The following is a 16,805-nucleotide window of genomic DNA, read 5'->3' on the forward strand; positions in this document are numbered from 1 at the left end:
TGGTAGTGTGGCACTTGCCATGTGAGAGTAAGTCATCGCCAGCTTTTAAATTAGAAACACCCCAATCTCGAGAGAGGTTGGGGTGTTTTTTTGCGTGAAGGAAAGTAAGAGCAAAAAACATAATGTGTTAGAAATATTGACCTAATTGGTTAACTTTTATGTAGGGGAGGAGATTATTCTATTTATAACTAAAAACATAAAGATAACTATGAGACAAATCTAATGGTTGATATTAATGTAAATGAAAAGCCAAATAAACTGGGTGTTTTCCCTTATGTGATTGCAGCAATATCCTTTATACCTGGTATTGGTGTTATCTTTGGAATTATTGCTGTTATTTGGGGAGTACTAACTAAAAAAAGTGATGGTAAAGTACTCGCGATTATTGGTGCTTGTGGTATCAGTCTTAGTATTGTTCTTTATGGCTTGCTATTTTATTTTGGTTTTGTTCAGCGTGGAGGTTTATATGATGAATTGCGCGCTCAATCAAGTCAAATCGCTATGACATCGTTAGTTCAAGCAATTGAATTTTATAAAGTAGAAAATGGTCATTATCCAGATTCGCTGGAAACATTAAGTCAGTCCTTGCCAGAAAATAGTCCAGTTTTTGTGTTTGACGCTACTGATGTTTCATGGGGCAGTTCACCACGCTATTACCATTACGAGTTAAAAGATTCCTCTCATTATTATTTGCTCAGTGTGGGGCAGGATGGAGAACCTTATACAAGTGACGATATTTTACCGAACATTGAGCTAAAGCCAGATAGTAAAATTGGATTGATTTTTCATGAAAGTAGTACAGGCGCTACTTTATAGCTCTTAAATATATTATTGTTTAAAAATCGAGTGTTTTAAATATTCTGTACGAGGAAGCAGAAAGGTTATTTTCCTCGTGATCTATATATTGACTCACTCAGTCAAAAAGAATGTAATTTTCCTTGTATGCGTAAACATTACTTTATGTTATAAATATTTTTATAGGCATGTTTTTTGCTTATCTTAATAGAAGGAAAGACTATGAAATTATCTGTTGGATTGAAAGTTGCGAACAGTTTATCGTTGACTCCTCAATTACAACAAGCCATACGTCTTTTACAACTCTCAAGTCTAGAACTCGAACAAGAAATTCAAATCCAGTTAGACAGCAATCCCTTACTTGAAAAAATTGAAGATATTAGCTCAACTGAAAGTCTTTCGAGCTTAGAAGCAAAAGAGACAGGGGACTTAACGACTGAGCTGAATGCTGATCATCTTCCCAATGATTTACCTGTAGATACTGAATGGGATGATATTTATACCCATCAATCAACTGCTTTGGCTTCACCAGAATATGAGGAAAGAGAAGATAATCGTCAAGCACAAATGAGTTTGAAGGAGCATATTTTAGATCAGGTCAATCTTTTGCATTTTTCGACTGTAGATAAGCTCATTGCTTATTGCATTGTTGATTCTCTGGATGATAAGGGATTTTTGGATGCTGAGCTGGGTGATATTGTGCTTGCGGTTTCTCGATTATTAGAAGAAATGGAGAGTGAGGAAGAAGTTGAAGAAGATGAAATCATTGTTGTTTTAAAACACATTCAACGTTTAGATCCGATAGGTGTTGGCTCAAGAAACTTAGCTGAATGCTTGAAGATTCAGCTTGAAACAGTACATGAAAAAGTTCCTTATTTGGCAGAAGCTAAGAATTTATTGAAATATTATGAGCTGCTTATTTCCAATGATTTGAACAAATTATTAAAGCAAACAGGTTTATCTAAAGAGCAATTAAAAAGTGCTGTTGATTTACTCAAGACTCTAAAACCATATCCTGGCTTAGAGTTCAACCAACAGGAATCTGAATATCAGGTGCCTGATGTAGTGGTGTCGAAGAGAGATCAACATTGGCAAGTGCAGCTGAATCCAGACATTTTACCTAAATTACGGATCAATTCATTTTACTCAGGCATGATTCGTCGTGCAGATCAAAGTGATGATAATGTTTATTTACGCAATCAAATGCTGGAAGCAAAAAACTTTATCAAGAGTATTGATGAGCGCCATAAGACTCTATTAAAAGTTGCAACCTGTATTGTTGAGCATCAACGCGCCTTTTTGGAGCAAGGTCCAGAGGCAATGAAGCCTTTAGTGCTCCGCGATGTAGCAGAAGAAGTTGAGTTGCACGAATCGACTGTCTCACGAGTAACGACCAATAAATATATGCTAACTCCACGTGGTTTATTCGAATTGAAATATTTCTTTTCAAGTCATGTTGGAACGACGACGGGTGGTGAAGCATCATCGACTGCGATCCGCGCCATGATCAAAAAGTTGGTTTCAAATGAAAATCCACGTAAGCCTTTGTCGGATAATGTAATTGCCGAGATGCTGAAAAATGAAGGGATTGAAGTGGCTCGGCGGACTGTTGCGAAATATCGTGAATCGTTACATATTCCTTCATCTTCTGAAAGAAAAGTCTTGATCTAAATTTTAAGGTGTGACTATTCTATTGGTTCATTATTACGGAATAATGAATTTTTTTAATGATCACTAGAGGAATCGCTGAAATGATTTAATGGATATTGAACCACTGATGTGCATTAAATTTGCTTGAGCGATTTCTTGTATCCTGAGAAAAAGGTGAGGGATAGAATTATGCAAATAACAATTCGTGGACACCATTTAACCATTACACCAGCAATTGAAGAAAATATAAAAGAAAAGTTTAGTCAAATGACCAAGCATCTAGATCAAGTGAATAGTATGCAAATCAAACTGGCTAAAGATCATCAGATTGACAAGCGTTCACACAAGGGAAGTGCAAACCATATTGCTGAAGCAATTATACGTTTGCCGGGGGTGGAACTGTTTGCACAGGCGACAGCCGATGATATGTATACTTCGATTAGAAAATTGACCGATAAATTAAAACGTCAGCTTGCTAAACATAGAAAAATCCAGTGTTCTTATCAGCATGAACTGGCACTTTTGAGTTAATTTTTTATTTTTATAAAAGAGGCTTTTTGTGGAGCCTCTTTTTTTTATTGATAAAAAAAGAAACTGCTTACTGAATTATGTGAAAAAGTTATAGTAAAATAGCTCGTTTTACACCAATGGTTGTATAAGAGGTCTTGGAATGAATAGTGAGCAGCTCACGCAAATTTTAAAAGAAGCTTTCCCTGAAGCAGAAGTAGCGGTGAGCGGACAAGCTGGCAAATTTGACCTGCGTATTGTTGATGATCAGTTTGAAGGTAAACGTACCGTTGCTCGTCAACAATCGGTTTATGCACCTCTAAATTCTTATATCGCGAGTGGTGAAGTTCACGCAGTAACAATTCGCGCAATGACAAAAGACGAATGGCGCAAAGCAAGCCTTTTCGGAGCTTAAATATTAATGGATAAGTTTTTAATTACGGGCGGTGTTAAGCTCGAGGGTGAAGTGCGCATTTCTGGTGCTAAAAATGCAGCATTGCCTTTACTTGCAGCAATGATTCTTGCTGATTCTCCGATTACATTGACCAATGTACCAAACTTAAAAGATGTAAATACATTGGTTAAGTTGATTGCTGGTCTGGGTGTGACCATGAGCTACGAAGGTGAAACCGTTTGTGCTGATGCTTCGACATTAGACAACCAGTTCGCGCCTTATGAGCTTGTACGAACGATGCGTGCATCTATTCTGGTGCTTGGCCCTTTATTGGCGCGTTATGGTAATGCAAAAGTATCATTACCTGGTGGTTGTGCGATTGGTTCACGTCCAGTTGATCAACACTTAAAAGCTTTAGAAGCTTTAGGTGCGCATATTGAAGTAGAAAATGGTTATGTCCATGCTTCAGTTGATGGTCGTTTAAAAGGTGGTGAAGTTGTTTTTGATATGGTCACCGTTGGTGGTACTGAAAACATCTTGATGGCTGCGGCTTTGGCTGATGGTGTGACTACGATTCGTAATGCAGCGCGTGAGCCTGAAATCACCGATCTTGCGCAAATGCTGATTAAGATGGGTGCCAAGATTGAAGGTTTGGACACAGATACGCTAGTGGTAACGGGCGTGGAAAGTTTGCATGGCTGCGAATATGCCGTTGTAGCTGACCGTATTGAGACTGGTTCATATCTAGCTGCGGCTGCCATTACGGGTGGCCGAGTGAAAACCACGCATACCGATCCTGCATTGTTAGAAGCGGTGTTGGATAAGTTTGAAGAAATGGGTGCGGAAGTTACGCGTGGTGACGACTGGATCGAACTGGATATGCAGGGCAAACGTCCAAAAGCAGTGAGTTTCAGAACGTTACCTCATCCTGAATTTCCAACAGACATGCAGGCTCAATTGATGGCGGTGAATGCCATTGGTCGTGGTTTTGCAACGATTTCTGAAACGATTTTCGAAAACCGTTTTATGCATGTCCCAGAACTTTCACGTATGGGTGCTAATATTCAGGTTGAAGGACATGATGCCGTCGTTACAGGTGTGGAAACATTGCAAGCTGCACCTGTGATGGCGACAGATTTACGTGCTTCATTTTCACTTGTTTTAGCTGCTTTGGTTGCTGAAGGTGAAACACTGGTTGACCGTATCTATCACATTGATCGTGGCTACGAACATGTGGAAGAAAAATTGCAAAGTTTAGGTGCTCAGATTAAGCGAGTAAAAGGATGAATGACTTAAGAAACGATGATCCAAATTTTGACGTAATGGGCAATTTTGATCATGGTTTAACTTTAGCACTCAGTAAAGGCCGTATCTTAAAGGAAACTTTACCTTTGCTTGAAAAGGCGGGGATTAATTTACTTGAAGATCCAGATAAATCACGCAAATTGATTTTTCCAACGACGCACAAAAAAGTCCGTATTTTGATTTTACGTGCTTCTGATGTTCCGACCTATGTTGAGAATGGTGCGGCAGACTTTGGTGTAGCGGGTAAAGATGTCTTGATGGAACATGGCGCACAACATGTTTATGAGTTGCTTGACCTGAAAATTGCCAATTGTAAATTGATGACCGCTGGTAAAGTCGGTATGGAACGTCCAAAAGGCCGTTTAAAGATCGCGACTAAATACGTCAATTTAACTCGTCAATATTATGCAAGCCTCGGTGAGCAGGTGGATGTAATTAAACTATACGGATCAATGGAACTTGCTCCTTTGGTTGGTTTAGGTGATTACATTGTCGATGTGGTTGATACTGGAAATACTTTACGTGCCAATGGCTTAGAGCCGTTAGAAGAAATTTGCAAAGTTTCTTCACGTTTAATTGTCAATAAGGCAAGTTTTAAACGTAAACAAGCGGTTTTAAATCCGATTTTGACGCAACTTGAAGAAGCGGTTAAAGCACGTCAAAACTGATCTTTGTACATTAAATTAAAAAACCGTTCTCATGAGCGGTTTTTTTACATTCGAATATTTGTGTGGGAGACATAACAACTTTGTTTCTGACCAGAGGCTATGTTAAAAAAGCTTATGGTTTGTTGAAAATGTACAGGAACAATGAAAAATCCAGAGCAGCGTAAACAAGAATCTATTCTAAAATTAAAAACCAAAGCCATACCTTATATCGACTGGTTGCCACATATTGAGTCAAGTGATGACGTGATCCAGCGCTCCGCTGAACATATTGCCAAGCGTGCTATTGCATGTCTACTGATGATTCAGGTTGCATGTGATCTGGATCGTGATCAGTTTGATCAAGAGACGGAAGATTTTATTGTCGATCTACTCAATAAATTTGAAGTCGTTGATGAATTAACTGTTAAAGAAAAAAATATATTGAATAGAAGTGCCGCACAGCAAGATATCGTCAATATGATCTGGAAGTATGAAGCATATTGGGTATTACTGTGGGCGCTGGGCATCGTCCATGAACTGAAATATCCAGATGAAATCGCGGATTGTGATTTTGCGATTGAGGTCGTATCTCGTTGTCGCTCATTGCAGGAATTTATGCAACAGGTGAAATTAAGAGACATTGAAGAGATTCTGGATGAGGCAGATCTAATCTATCGTTATGATTGGGCATGTGTTGATGCACGCTTAAAACAGCAAAATGCACCTGCAAATTTAAATGCTTCCATAGTTTTGGAGCGGCATGGTGCTTTAAATTGGCTGATACAAGCGGATGCGGATTGGGATAATCCTGATGTAAGTACTTAAAAAGTATAAAATTGTGAGAATTAAAAGTTTTTTCCTATAAAAGCAGCGGAAATGCTGATGTTATCTTGCCCACAAATGTGCTGAAAAAGAGTAAACTTAGCGTTCTCTTTTTCGCCTTGTGGGTAAATTGATGCGACGTTTATCGACTCAGGATCAAAATTTTAAACAGACTTTTGCTGAGCTTCTAGCATTTGAAACGGTTAATGATCCTCAATTAATACAAACTGTAGATCAAATTATTGCTGATGTTCGTCAGCATGGTGATGATCATGTGCTTAAATTAACGCAGCAGTTCGATCGACATCCAGCGCATCAATTCTCTGACTTAGAACTGACTCAGGCACAGCTTAAAACTGCATTTGATGGTTTAAGTGTAGAAATCCGTGAAGCATTAGAACTTGCTGCAAAACGTATTCGTTCTTTCCATCAGGCACAAAAGCAAGAAGGCTGGACCTATGTTGACGATCTGGGGAATACCTTGGGTCAGAAAGTTACACCACTGGATCGTGTCGGAATTTATGTACCGGGTGGATTAGCCTCTTATCCCTCATCTGTACTTATGAATGCTTTGCCGGCACATGTCGCGGGTGTCCCAGAAATTATCATGGTGGTTCCTGCGCCAAATGGTGAGTTGAATCCATTGGTATTAGCAGCAGCCTATTTGGCAGGGGTGAGCCGTGTGTTTACCATTGGTGGTGCGCAAGCTGTTGCAGCATTGGCTTATGGAACACAAACCATTCCAGCGGTAGATAAAATTACAGGACCCGGCAATCGATTTGTCGCAGCGGCAAAGCGTGCGGTCTTTGGACAAGTCGGTATTGATATGATTGCCGGGCCTTCGGAAATTCTGGTCTATGCCGAAGGTGAAAATAATGCTGAATGGTTAGCGATGGATGTGTTATCTCAAGCCGAGCATGATACCGTTGCGCAAGCTATTTTCATTACCCCAGATGAAGCATTGTTAAATGTAGTTGAAACAGCGATTGAAAAACACTTAACGGAATTGCCAAAAGCAGAAATTGCCAGAACCTCGATTCAAAATCGCGGTGCGTTGGTGCTGGTAAAAGACCGTGCAGAAGCGGTTGAACTGATTAATCAGGTGGCTCCAGAGCATTTGGAATTGTGTCTTGATGATGCCGAGTTGATGAGTCAGGAGATTCGTCATGCAGGGGCAATCTTTATGGGACGTTATACGCCAGAAGCCATTGGTGATTATTGTGCGGGGCCAAACCATGTCTTGCCGACATCGGGGACAGCACGTTTTTCTTCGCCACTAGGTGTTTATGATTTCCAGAAGCGTTCTAGCTTGATCATGTGCTCTGAAGAGGGTGTGAAAAGCTTGGCAAAAGCAGCCGATGTTCTGGCAGTGCAAGAAAATCTTGATGCTCATGCGCGCTCAGCCCGTTATCGTTACCAATAACCGATTCAAAGATTGATAGGGGCTGGTTAGCCCCTTTTTTTAGGATACATGAGAGTAGAACAATGACGTTTACAGCAGAACAAATGCGTTTTTGGAGTCCAGAGGTTCGTGAATTAGAACCTTATGTACCGGGTGAGCAACCTAAGATTCAGAACTTACTTAAACTGAATACCAATGAAAATCCATATCCGCCATCGCCAAAAGTGGTGCAGGCTGTGCAAGCAGTTTTAACTGAACAAGCCGATGCTTTGCGTTTATATCCAGATCCTGATGCAACCGCTTTAAAACAGGCGATTGCCAAGCAGCAACAGGTTGATGTGGCTCAAGTGTTTGTCGGCAATGGTTCGGATGAAGTGTTGGCACATATTTTTAAAGCTTTTTTTATCCAGAAAGAACCGATTCTCTATCCAGATATTACCTATAGTTTTTATCCTGTTTATAGCCAGTTTTTTGCAACACAAACCAAGCAGATTCCTTTGAATGAAAAATTCGAAATAGATGTATCGGATTATGAACAGGAAAATGGCGGTATCATTATCACCAATCCAAATGCCCCAACTAGTATCGCGCTCGGTTTAAATGAGATTGAGCAGGTACTCAAGGCAAATCCAGATCGCGTGGTTGTGATTGATGAAGCTTATGTTGATTTTGGTGCTGAGTCCGCGGTGCAACTGGTCAATCGCTATGAGAATTTAGTCGTTTGTCAGACCACTTCGAAATCACGTTCATTGGCTGGCTTACGTGTTGGTTTTGCGATTGCGCAAGCACATTTGATTGCGGCACTTGAAGCAGTTAAAAATAGTTTTAATTCGTATCCAATCGATCGTTTTGCGATTGCAGCAGCGGTGGCTTCATTTGAAGATCAAGCTTATTTTGAAGCGCAATGCGCCAAGGTGATTGAGAGCCGAGAAAAACTGGTAACAGATCTTAGTGCTTTAGGTTTTGATGTATTGCCATCGAAAGCCAATTTTATTTTTGCCACGCATCCTCAACACGATGCTGCTCAACTGGCTCAACAATTACGTGAGCAGGGAATTATTGTGCGTTATTTCAATAAACCACGCATTAATCAATTCCTGCGTATTACGATTGGTACTGATGAACAAAACCAGCGTTTAGTGGATACTCTTAAAACGCAAATTTTATAAATCTGTATTGAAGTTTACTATTCAGAAGCCTGCCATGTATTGAGTAAATCAAGCATGGCAGAAATTTTATCAAAGCATTCCTGATATTCGGCTTCCGCATCAGACGCAATTGTGATGCCGCCGCCCGCCCACATCGATAATTGGTTCTGATATTTTTGAATACTACGGATCAAGATATTCCAACTGCCTGTACCATCAAAATTAAAATAGCCTAAGCTGCCACAATAGGCACCACGCGGAGCGCCTTCGAGTTCTTCAATGATTTGCATGGCCCGAATCTTTGGTGCGCCAGTAATTGAACCACCTGGCAGGGCAGATAAGAGCATCTGCATGGGATTGATGTCTGTTTTTAAGGTCGCTGTAATCTCACTCACCATATGGTGAACCTGATTGAAGCTTTCAATTTCAAATAGTTTCGTGGTTTCAACTGAACCTGTTTCAGCATAGACACTGAGATCATTACGTAAAAGATCTACAATCATGACATTTTCAGCCTGATCTTTTTCAGAATTACTGAGTTTGTCTTTTGAAATCTGATCTTGTTGGGGATCATCAAAGCGTGGCATCGTGCCTTTGATTGGGCGTGTTTTTATTTGTCGATTGGCCTGAAACTCAATAAATAATTCAGGCGAACAACTTAATAGTTCAAAATCCTGTATTTTAAGATAGCCCGCATAAGGTGCGTGGGTCAGTTCCCACAATGGATTGGCGCGACTTAAAAGTGACCCTTGAGCATATGCTGTAAATTCTTGAGTTAAATTAATTTGATAACAGTCGCCTGCTTTAATATATTCCTGTACCTGATGAAAAGCATCGAGATACTGCTGTTTTGACCAACGGGCTTGGCACTTCTCAAGTAGACAAAGTGCTGGTGGCATTTGAACAGGTTGATTGATGAGATCAGAGATCTGCTTAAAGATGAGTTCGGCTTGAAGATCATCGCTGTGAAAATACCAAGCATTATTCTCAAACTTTAAAAAAGTCGAATACTGACCTAAGAAAAAATCAGGCTGATCGCGTCCACTCACTTCAACAAATTGATTTGCACTAAAGTCATAACTGAAAAAGCCAATATAGCCACCACTAAAAGCTGCTGTATTTAATGACTTTGGCGTAGATTTAAACGTTGAAAAAGCTGTAAGCGAAGAAGCCTCTGGCTTTATTTGATATTGATTATATTGAGTTTGATGAAATTGTTTTAATTCTGATTGTTGGAAAATGAGAAACTCTTGGGGTAAAAATGCAATAACAGGGGCATGATGGTCATATAAATAAACAAGACCCGTTAATTCATTAAGCTGGGCAAGAAGGTCAAATGCAGAAGTGAGTTGCGTGTTAAGCTTTTGCTGAAAATAAGACATAAAAACGGAAATACTTGCAGATACATTTGGAGGGAGGAATTGTACTACATTCAAAAAATCCCGACCGATATTTATGGCCTGATGAGATGAAAAACCAGCAGTTTTGGGAAAAGGGTGAGAACTGATTTTTGCTTTGTTAGTCTGATTGATATTAAGATCAATTTAATGATTAAGAATGCGTTTTTGTTTACACTTGTAACAACACTATTGGGAGTGGATAAACGGACAGTGAGTAGAAATTAATCTTTGATTATGTAGGATAAAAATTTAAAATAAATAATAATTACATGTGGTTATGAGCTAATGCTGAAAAAACGTTAATTGAGTGATTTATATGCCGTTTGTCGGGTTGTGCTCAAAAAGCAGTTAACAGGAGTTGAACATAAAATAACAAACAGGTAATTTAGTAATTGCTAAGCGAACTACTCAAGGATTGGAAGTTCTAGTTGTCATTAATAAAAAAACGACCGTGGACAGTTTAGAGTAGTGAAAGTCAAAAAATAAATGCTCTTGGGAGAGTGCTCAATGAAAATGTTTACTAAACTTGTTTTAGTTTCTTCAATGGCGATTAGCGCAAATGCAATGGCTATGCAGTCAATGGATGATGCTGCACTAAGCGCTGCAACAGGTCAAGATGGTCTTAATATCGGTATCGGTATTTCTAAAATCGAAATCGAAAAAGTTTTAATTCATGATAACGATGGTTTAGCGACAACTGCTGGTGGTACGGGTGAAGCTGGTGCAATCGTGATTAAAGGGAATGGTGGTACTGGTCCAGCAGGAACACAGGGTATTGTAATTACAGCACCAATGAATGCAGCTGGTACAGCACTAGATACTTCTCGTGCTTTAGCATCTCATAACCTTGCTGATTTAGTGATTGATACAGACAAAGGTACGGGTACAAATGGTGCATTCCTGAACGTTGCTGCGGCAGTTTCTGGTCTAGATATTTACGTGGGTGAAATTGGTGTATCTGGTTCAAATGCTGCAAGCACAACTTCAGTGCGTCGTGGTAATGATGATGCAAACTACAATGCAATTTTATCAGGCTTGACTGTCAAAACTGGTTTAACAAGTGCGAATATTCAGTTAGGTGCTGCTCCACAAGGTGCAATGATTGTATTGAATACAACGATGCAAGGTGGTTTAGAGCTTAAAGATCTTGGTATCGTAGATAGCTCAACTAAGCAAGGTACAGGTGATGGTACTACGGGTAACCGTGCTGCTGGTCAAATTTATCTTGATAGCATCAAAGTATCTGATGCATCAGATACTGACTTAACTGTAAATGCAAAAGTAAGTGTAGTGGGTAAAGAAGGTACAAATAACGGTTATTTACGTCTTATTACAGGTTCTGGTACTTCAACCCCAGCAACTGATGTATACATCAAAGGTGTACATTTAGGTAGTAAAGATGCTAAGTCAATCGGTGATGTTGAAGTACAAGGTTTACAAACTTACTACAACGACGGTACAGCAAACGTGAAAGGTTCTATGATCACGATTTCTGGTCACTAAGTTTCCTTCAGGAAAAGCGCACAATGTGCGCTTTTTTTATTTTTAAATATCGATAATTAAAGCAAAAAATGAGAAATGCTGTATTGATCACAATAGTTTATTAAAACTTTACTTAATTCTATTTTTCATTACATTTCGTCAAAAAAAACTAAAAAAAAGCTGTTTTTTTCTATAAAAAAAGGTATCTTCAACAGACAGGGATGTAGTGTTTTTAAACACTAAAATAAAACGAATAAGGCAAGTTGTGCCATAGTTAGAAAAAGAGACTTATGTTAGAGATCGCTTTAGGCTCAGCATTGATGTATTACTTTACAACGCAAGCCTTTGAAATTGAGAAAAAGCCAGAGGGGACTGTTCATTACACAGAAACTCTCGATTCCCGTAATCCTTCATTTACTCGTAATCATCGCGAAGCCGTGGTGATTAAGCCTGCTGTTGAAGATCAATTCAGGGGAATTGTACGTCAAGCTTATGACTATAGTTGCGGATCTGCAGCCTTAACCACGCTATTAAATGGTTATGGTGGTTTGCGCTTGACTGAACAACAGACGATGACTGGTTTGCTTCAATATGGTGAGTATCAACGTATCATCGAGCGCCGTAGTTTCTCCTTGTTAGATATGAAACGTTTCGTTTCAGCGTTGGGGCTAACAAGTGGTGGTTACCGTGGCGAGTTTTCTGATCTAACTGCTTTGAAGCAACCTGCAATTGTTCCTATTACCTATGCCGGTTTTAAACATTTTGTAGTATATAAAGCATATAAAGATGGAAGAGTTTATGTCGCTGATCCTGCTTTAGGCAACATCAGTTTTGACGAGATTCGATTTAAAGAAATCTGGGATAACAATACATTATTTATTGTTGATATACCTCAACAGTACCAAAAGAATTTATTGGCACTTCAAGATTCCGATATGCGTCATGTGGAAGATGCAACTGTAAATCGATATGCGCTTGCTGACATTCAATATCCAATGCAACAGTTTGAAAAACTTGCAGACAAGGGCTCAACAATGCGCCGAGTATTGGATACGAACTCTACATCAGATACTTACAATCAACCAATTACGACGTATATGCGCTTATATTACAAGCGGAAATAGTTAATAAAAATCAGTAAAATTAATGTAATAGGATGCAAAGTAAAATGAATCATACATGGATGAAGATGACTGTGTTGGCGTTGAGTTTAGGCGCAATCACATCAACACTTTACGCAGCAGAGGAACAGCAACCTGTAGTTGAATCTACAGCACCTCAAACAGATGAAGCAACAGTTGTAAGCCCTGAACCGACCAACCCGTCTGTGGAAGAGACGACGGCGAGCCCTGTTGCTCCAGCGGTTGAAACAAGTCAGGCTGATCAAGCGGCGAGTGCATTGCAGAAAAAAGAAACAGATGCAACTCAAGAAACTAACCTGCAAGAAGTCTTTACCTCGAATGAGCGTCAGTACTCGCTAATCAAAAAAGGTGTTTTTTCATCCTACTACGACATTGACTACACCTATTATCGTGATACTCGTGTCGATGCCTCTATGGATAATGGCAACTTAAATAATCTAAGATTTGAAGAAGATGCGAATCATACCTTAACCAACACATTTACAGTACAGTACGGCTTATTGGACAATCTTACGTTGTCTGCATCATTGCCTCTAGTTGCAAAAAAAGAATTATTGAAAGATAAAACCGCAGCGGGCTTGGGGGATATTAACTTTGGAGCACGTTGGGAACCGTTTCCTTTAAAACAAGGACGCTTACCTTTAGTACTATTCGGAAGTTTATCGACTAAAACGGGCGACAGTCCTTATGAAATTGGGATCGATGAACTTTCAACTGGTAAAGGCTATTACTCAGTTGGGGTCGGTGCAAGTACGCGTAAATATATTGATCCTGTTGTGTTATTTAGTTCTGTATCTGTCAATTATGGCTTTAAAGAGTCAGGTTTGGATCAAGTGAGAGGCCGAAGAATATTAGAAAGTTTCGATCCTGGTGTGAGTGGCGGCTTTGCTTTCGGTTTTGCTTATTCATTTAACTATGACGTGTCGCTGACCATGTCGTATCAGCAAAGCTTTAATACTGGTGCTAAATTCTACTTTAAAGAAGATGAGAGTTACGAGTCTGGGGATCAGAGTAGTGCCATGCTGTCTTTTGCTTTAGGGGTTCGTGTTTCTCCTGAAACGATTGTGAATGGTACGGTTGGTATTGGTTTAACTGAAGATGCACCAGATGTGTCACTTGGTCTATCTTTCCCACTTGATATTATAGGTTTTGGCAAAAAAATTCGTTAAGGAGATGTAATGGTGAAACACCTTAAATTATGTCCTTTAACGATAGCCGTATTTTTTGCTGGTTTATCTACTGTTGCCAATGCACAGTTAGGACAAGACTTATCTGTAGACTTAAGATCGCTTGCTTTGGGGAATGCCGTAACAGCAGATCCGCCAGGCATTAGTGCTGTGCATTTTAACCCAGCAGCACTTGCGAAATTAGATGGTTTACAAACTGATGTACAAGGGATTTTGGCAAATTTTGCCATTAAACGTGATTATTCGGCACCTGCTGGTTACAACGTTTTTGGTTACTCGGATGATCCATTGGTTTGTAATGATGGTCCCGAAATTGACTCTAATATCTGTACGGACTTTAAAGGTACAGTGCACGGGGATGTAGAATATGCCAGTATTTACGTTCCGATTCTCAAGAAAATTGTGGATTTGGGGCCAAACTCACCATTAGTCGCACCAACTGCTGGTATTTCATATAAGCCGCCTGGTTCGAAAGTGACTTATGCAACTGCGGTTTATGCACCTTTAGTTGCTGGTTTTGGTGCGGAAGATGGCAACCCGAGTAACTATATGGGGCAACAGGTTGCCTTAGAGCGTATTACTTATTTATCGCCGTCTTTTGGTTATCAGGTCAATGACCATTTATCACTTGGTGCTTCATTTGGCATGTCCTATCAGGCAATTGCCCTGAAAACTGACTTACGTTTCCCGAATGAAATGATCGGTGTATTACGTATGGTCGATGAGGTTGTTTGCCGGCCATTTAAAGACAACGGCGATATTATTACCGATTTATTGTTATTCGGTATTTGTAATGCCAAAGAAGGAATGAACCCGTTTAATAAAATGGGTGCCATGGATGTTTCTTTGGAGCAGTCCTTAAGTCCAAGCTATAACTTGGGCCTACTTTGGGAGCCAACTGATGACTTTAGCTTTGGTATGGTGTATCAAAGTGAAGCCAAGATGCGCTTAAAAGGTAAATATTTAATTGATAATGCAGTAGCACCACAACAGTTAGTTGCTGGATTAAACTCTTCTGCAACAGGACAAATCCTTGCTGCGATTCTGGGCCTACCTGGCTATGTTCCAGATGTGGAATCAGGTCTGGTTGCGATGGATTTCAAATATCCTCAGCACTTTAAAGCAGGGATTAAATACAAAATATTCCCAGACTTGCAAATGAATTTTGACGTAGGCTGGACCGACTTCTCGGCTTGGGACAAATTTAGATTTGAGTTTGACCGACAAATTTCATTACTTAAAGTTGCCAAACTACTTTCCAACGATGTGACAGACCGTTCCTTAGCTTTACCATTACGCTTCCAGTCTTCTTGGCGTTGGGGCATAGGTTTTGAGTATTCTGCCACAGATCGTTTGAAATTACGGATGGGATATGAGCCTCGTACAAGTTCTATTCCAGATGACAAACGAAATACCATGGTACCTATTAATAATGCACAACTATTTGGTCTAGGTATTGGTTATCGTTTTGATCAGGATACAGATCTCGATTTGTCCTTAGGTTTCTTGCGTAGCCGTGATGATATTCCAGCTAACACCAGTAGTTTATCGAATCAGACTGGGGTGGGTAATATCTTATTAAACCCTTATGCAGGCCTAAATGTAAAAACAAATACCAAAGTCACCTTACTTGGCATTAACTACAGAACAAAATGGTAATGTATAAAATGATTAAACAGCCTCTGCTCGTGACCTTGTTCGTTGTTTTGTCAAGCGGGGGAGCTGTATATGCAGAAGAGGGTTTCTATACAATCATTGGCCCAGATGGTCGGCCAATGATTATTCCTCAAAAAAAACAATCTCAGCCTATAAAAACGATACCAGTTCAGCAAAAGCAAGAAAAGGTCACACAGGTTGAGAAAGTAGAAACAGTTGTGGTGGAGAAAAAGCAGCAAGATAAAGAGGCTGTTTCTTCAAAGCCCGCTGCTGTAATGGTCGTGCCTAAAGAGCCTTCAATACAAAAACAAAATACCGATGCAAGTGTTTCCCATTCTCCTGTCATCGCACCTGCATCAGCTAAACAAGTGAAAAAAATAGTTGAGGTTAAAAAAGAGCAACCACAGCCACCTGTGGCAGAAACAGTACTACCAACAGTGACGTCATCACAAAAATCTCACCCCGTTCATATTGAGCCTACTATTTCGGCTAAATCATCTTTAACATCAGAAAAGCCGAATAAGAAAGAAGTGGTGGTACCAAGTCAACAATCTAGTGATGCTGTGAATGTTGAGAACTCTACATCAGCGCCGCTTTCTAAAATTGATGGCGTAGAATACGTAAATAATGAATATTTAGAAGACCAAGAATTTAATCTCGACGGTAAAAAACGTTTTTATACAATGCCTGATGGAACTGGACGTATGGAAACAATTGAGCGTAAAAAAGGTGTAAACCAGTCGATGCTCAATAGATTGCTGAATCGAAATCCTAAGCCTGAAGAACCGATCGTTTTATCGAGTACTTATATACGTTTATCTGCTGAAGACCTGGCGGCAACTTTTGAAAATGATCGTTGTTTCTTAAAGGATTATAAGAAATCAATTAAGACTTTAACGCCTAAAAAAGAAGTTGGTGTCTGGCCGAGAAAGCCCTTAAAAGAAAAGTTTGAGTATGAAGTGGTCAAGCTAGACCATTCCGTAGAATATATGCAAATTGCTTCTTACGCCTCAAGTAATGAAAAGCCTGTTTATTATTGGCCGTTGGTCGTCTTTTTAGATGAAAAAGGCTGTGCACAGGAGGCCGTAAGTGGTTTTAAAAATAACTCGCTGAACACAACATTGCTGCAACATTCAGCGATTCAAGGTGTGATAAAAATTCCACCAAAAGCTGAATATATGATGATGACGCCACTCGCTTCTGCAATTGATGTGCCTGAAAGCGAATTATCAAATCAAGGCCAGATAAGGATCTCTGCTTTAAAGTAA

15 protein-coding genes are annotated in these 16,805 nt (G+C 39.7%); 14 read left to right on the forward strand and 1 reads right to left on the reverse strand.

Annotated features, from left to right (window positions below):
• Nucleotides 1-222 precede the first annotated feature (222 nt).
• From EC846_RS02510 to hisC, 9 genes are all read left to right on the forward strand, one after another.
• Entirely contained in the window at nucleotides 223-816 is a 594-nt protein-coding gene (locus tag EC846_RS02510) for a type II secretion system protein GspG (protein WP_123774041.1), read from the forward strand.
• A 201-nt stretch (nucleotides 817-1,017) separates the two neighbouring features.
• The gene (locus EC846_RS02515) at nucleotides 1,018-2,466 is read left to right on the forward strand and encodes an RNA polymerase factor sigma-54 (protein WP_123774043.1); all 1,449 of its coding nucleotides are present in this window, start codon (nucleotides 1,018-1,020) and stop codon (nucleotides 2,464-2,466) included.
• A 168-nt stretch (nucleotides 2,467-2,634) separates the two neighbouring features.
• Nucleotides 2,635-2,976: a ribosome hibernation-promoting factor, HPF/YfiA family gene (gene hpf / locus EC846_RS02520; protein ID WP_004655596.1), complete on the forward strand. Its 342-nt coding sequence runs from the start codon at nucleotides 2,635-2,637 to the stop codon at nucleotides 2,974-2,976.
• Nucleotides 2,977-3,115: 139 nt separating this feature from the next.
• On the forward strand, nucleotides 3,116-3,367 hold the full coding sequence (ibaG, locus tag EC846_RS02525; RefSeq protein ID WP_004655594.1) for a BolA family iron metabolism protein IbaG: 252 nt from the start codon (nucleotides 3,116-3,118) through the stop codon (nucleotides 3,365-3,367).
• Between the two features lie 6 nt (nucleotides 3,368-3,373).
• Nucleotides 3,374-4,633, forward strand: a complete 1,260-nt coding sequence (gene murA / locus EC846_RS02530) for a UDP-N-acetylglucosamine 1-carboxyvinyltransferase (RefSeq protein ID WP_004774988.1) — start codon at nucleotides 3,374-3,376, stop codon at nucleotides 4,631-4,633.
• Nucleotides 4,630-5,319 carry an ATP phosphoribosyltransferase gene (hisG, locus tag EC846_RS02535; RefSeq protein WP_004774987.1) on the forward strand — a complete coding sequence of 230 codons (690 nt, stop codon included), beginning with the start codon at nucleotides 4,630-4,632 and terminating at the stop codon, nucleotides 5,317-5,319. The genes murA and hisG overlap by 4 nt, the downstream gene beginning before the upstream one ends.
• Nucleotides 5,320-5,460: 141 nt before the next feature.
• Nucleotides 5,461-6,123 carry a DUF4272 domain-containing protein gene (locus tag EC846_RS02540; RefSeq protein ID WP_123774045.1) on the forward strand — a complete coding sequence of 221 codons (663 nt, stop codon included), beginning with the start codon at nucleotides 5,461-5,463 and terminating at the stop codon, nucleotides 6,121-6,123.
• 130 nt (nucleotides 6,124-6,253) lie between these two features.
• On the forward strand, nucleotides 6,254-7,543 hold the full coding sequence (hisD, locus tag EC846_RS02545; RefSeq protein WP_123774046.1) for a histidinol dehydrogenase: 1,290 nt from the start codon (nucleotides 6,254-6,256) through the stop codon (nucleotides 7,541-7,543).
• A 62-nt stretch (nucleotides 7,544-7,605) separates the two neighbouring features.
• Nucleotides 7,606-8,691, forward strand: coding sequence for a histidinol-phosphate transaminase (gene hisC, locus EC846_RS02550; protein WP_047430773.1), 1,086 nt, complete (start codon nucleotides 7,606-7,608; stop codon nucleotides 8,689-8,691).
• A gap of 17 nt (nucleotides 8,692-8,708) precedes the next feature.
• On the opposite strand, the gene EC846_RS02555 is transcribed toward hisC, so the two are convergent.
• Nucleotides 8,709-10,052, reverse strand: coding sequence for an anthranilate synthase component I family protein (locus tag EC846_RS02555; protein WP_123774047.1), 1,344 nt, complete (start codon nucleotides 10,050-10,052; stop codon nucleotides 8,709-8,711).
• Between the two features lie 525 nt (nucleotides 10,053-10,577).
• On the opposite strand from EC846_RS02555, the gene EC846_RS02560 reads away from it, so the two are divergent.
• The 5 genes from EC846_RS02560 to filE all read left to right on the forward strand — a co-directional run bounded on the left by EC846_RS02560 (nucleotide 10,578) and on the right by filE (nucleotide 16,805).
• Nucleotides 10,578-11,573 (forward strand): DUF6160 family protein, encoded by a 996-nt coding sequence (locus EC846_RS02560; RefSeq protein ID WP_123774049.1) that lies wholly within the window; start codon nucleotides 10,578-10,580, stop codon nucleotides 11,571-11,573.
• Nucleotides 11,574-11,842: 269 nt separating this feature from the next.
• Complete coding sequence (locus tag EC846_RS02565; protein ID WP_123774051.1) at nucleotides 11,843-12,676, forward strand: C39 family peptidase; 834 nt, start codon at nucleotides 11,843-11,845, stop codon at nucleotides 12,674-12,676.
• Between the two features lie 44 nt (nucleotides 12,677-12,720).
• Complete coding sequence (locus tag EC846_RS02570; RefSeq protein WP_123774053.1) at nucleotides 12,721-13,863, forward strand: hypothetical protein; 1,143 nt, start codon at nucleotides 12,721-12,723, stop codon at nucleotides 13,861-13,863.
• A 12-nt stretch (nucleotides 13,864-13,875) separates the two neighbouring features.
• The gene (locus EC846_RS02575) at nucleotides 13,876-15,540 is read left to right on the forward strand and encodes an OmpP1/FadL family transporter (protein WP_171409972.1); all 1,665 of its coding nucleotides are present in this window, start codon (nucleotides 13,876-13,878) and stop codon (nucleotides 15,538-15,540) included.
• Nucleotides 15,540-16,805 (forward strand): putative pilus assembly protein FilE, encoded by a 1,266-nt coding sequence (gene filE, locus EC846_RS02580; RefSeq protein ID WP_123774057.1) that lies wholly within the window; start codon nucleotides 15,540-15,542, stop codon nucleotides 16,803-16,805. Before EC846_RS02575 ends, filE begins: the two co-directional genes overlap by 1 nt.

The sequence above is a fragment of the Acinetobacter sp. BIGb0102 genome, assembly GCF_003815055.1.
Taxonomy (GTDB): domain Bacteria; phylum Pseudomonadota; class Gammaproteobacteria; order Pseudomonadales; family Moraxellaceae; genus Acinetobacter; species Acinetobacter vivianii.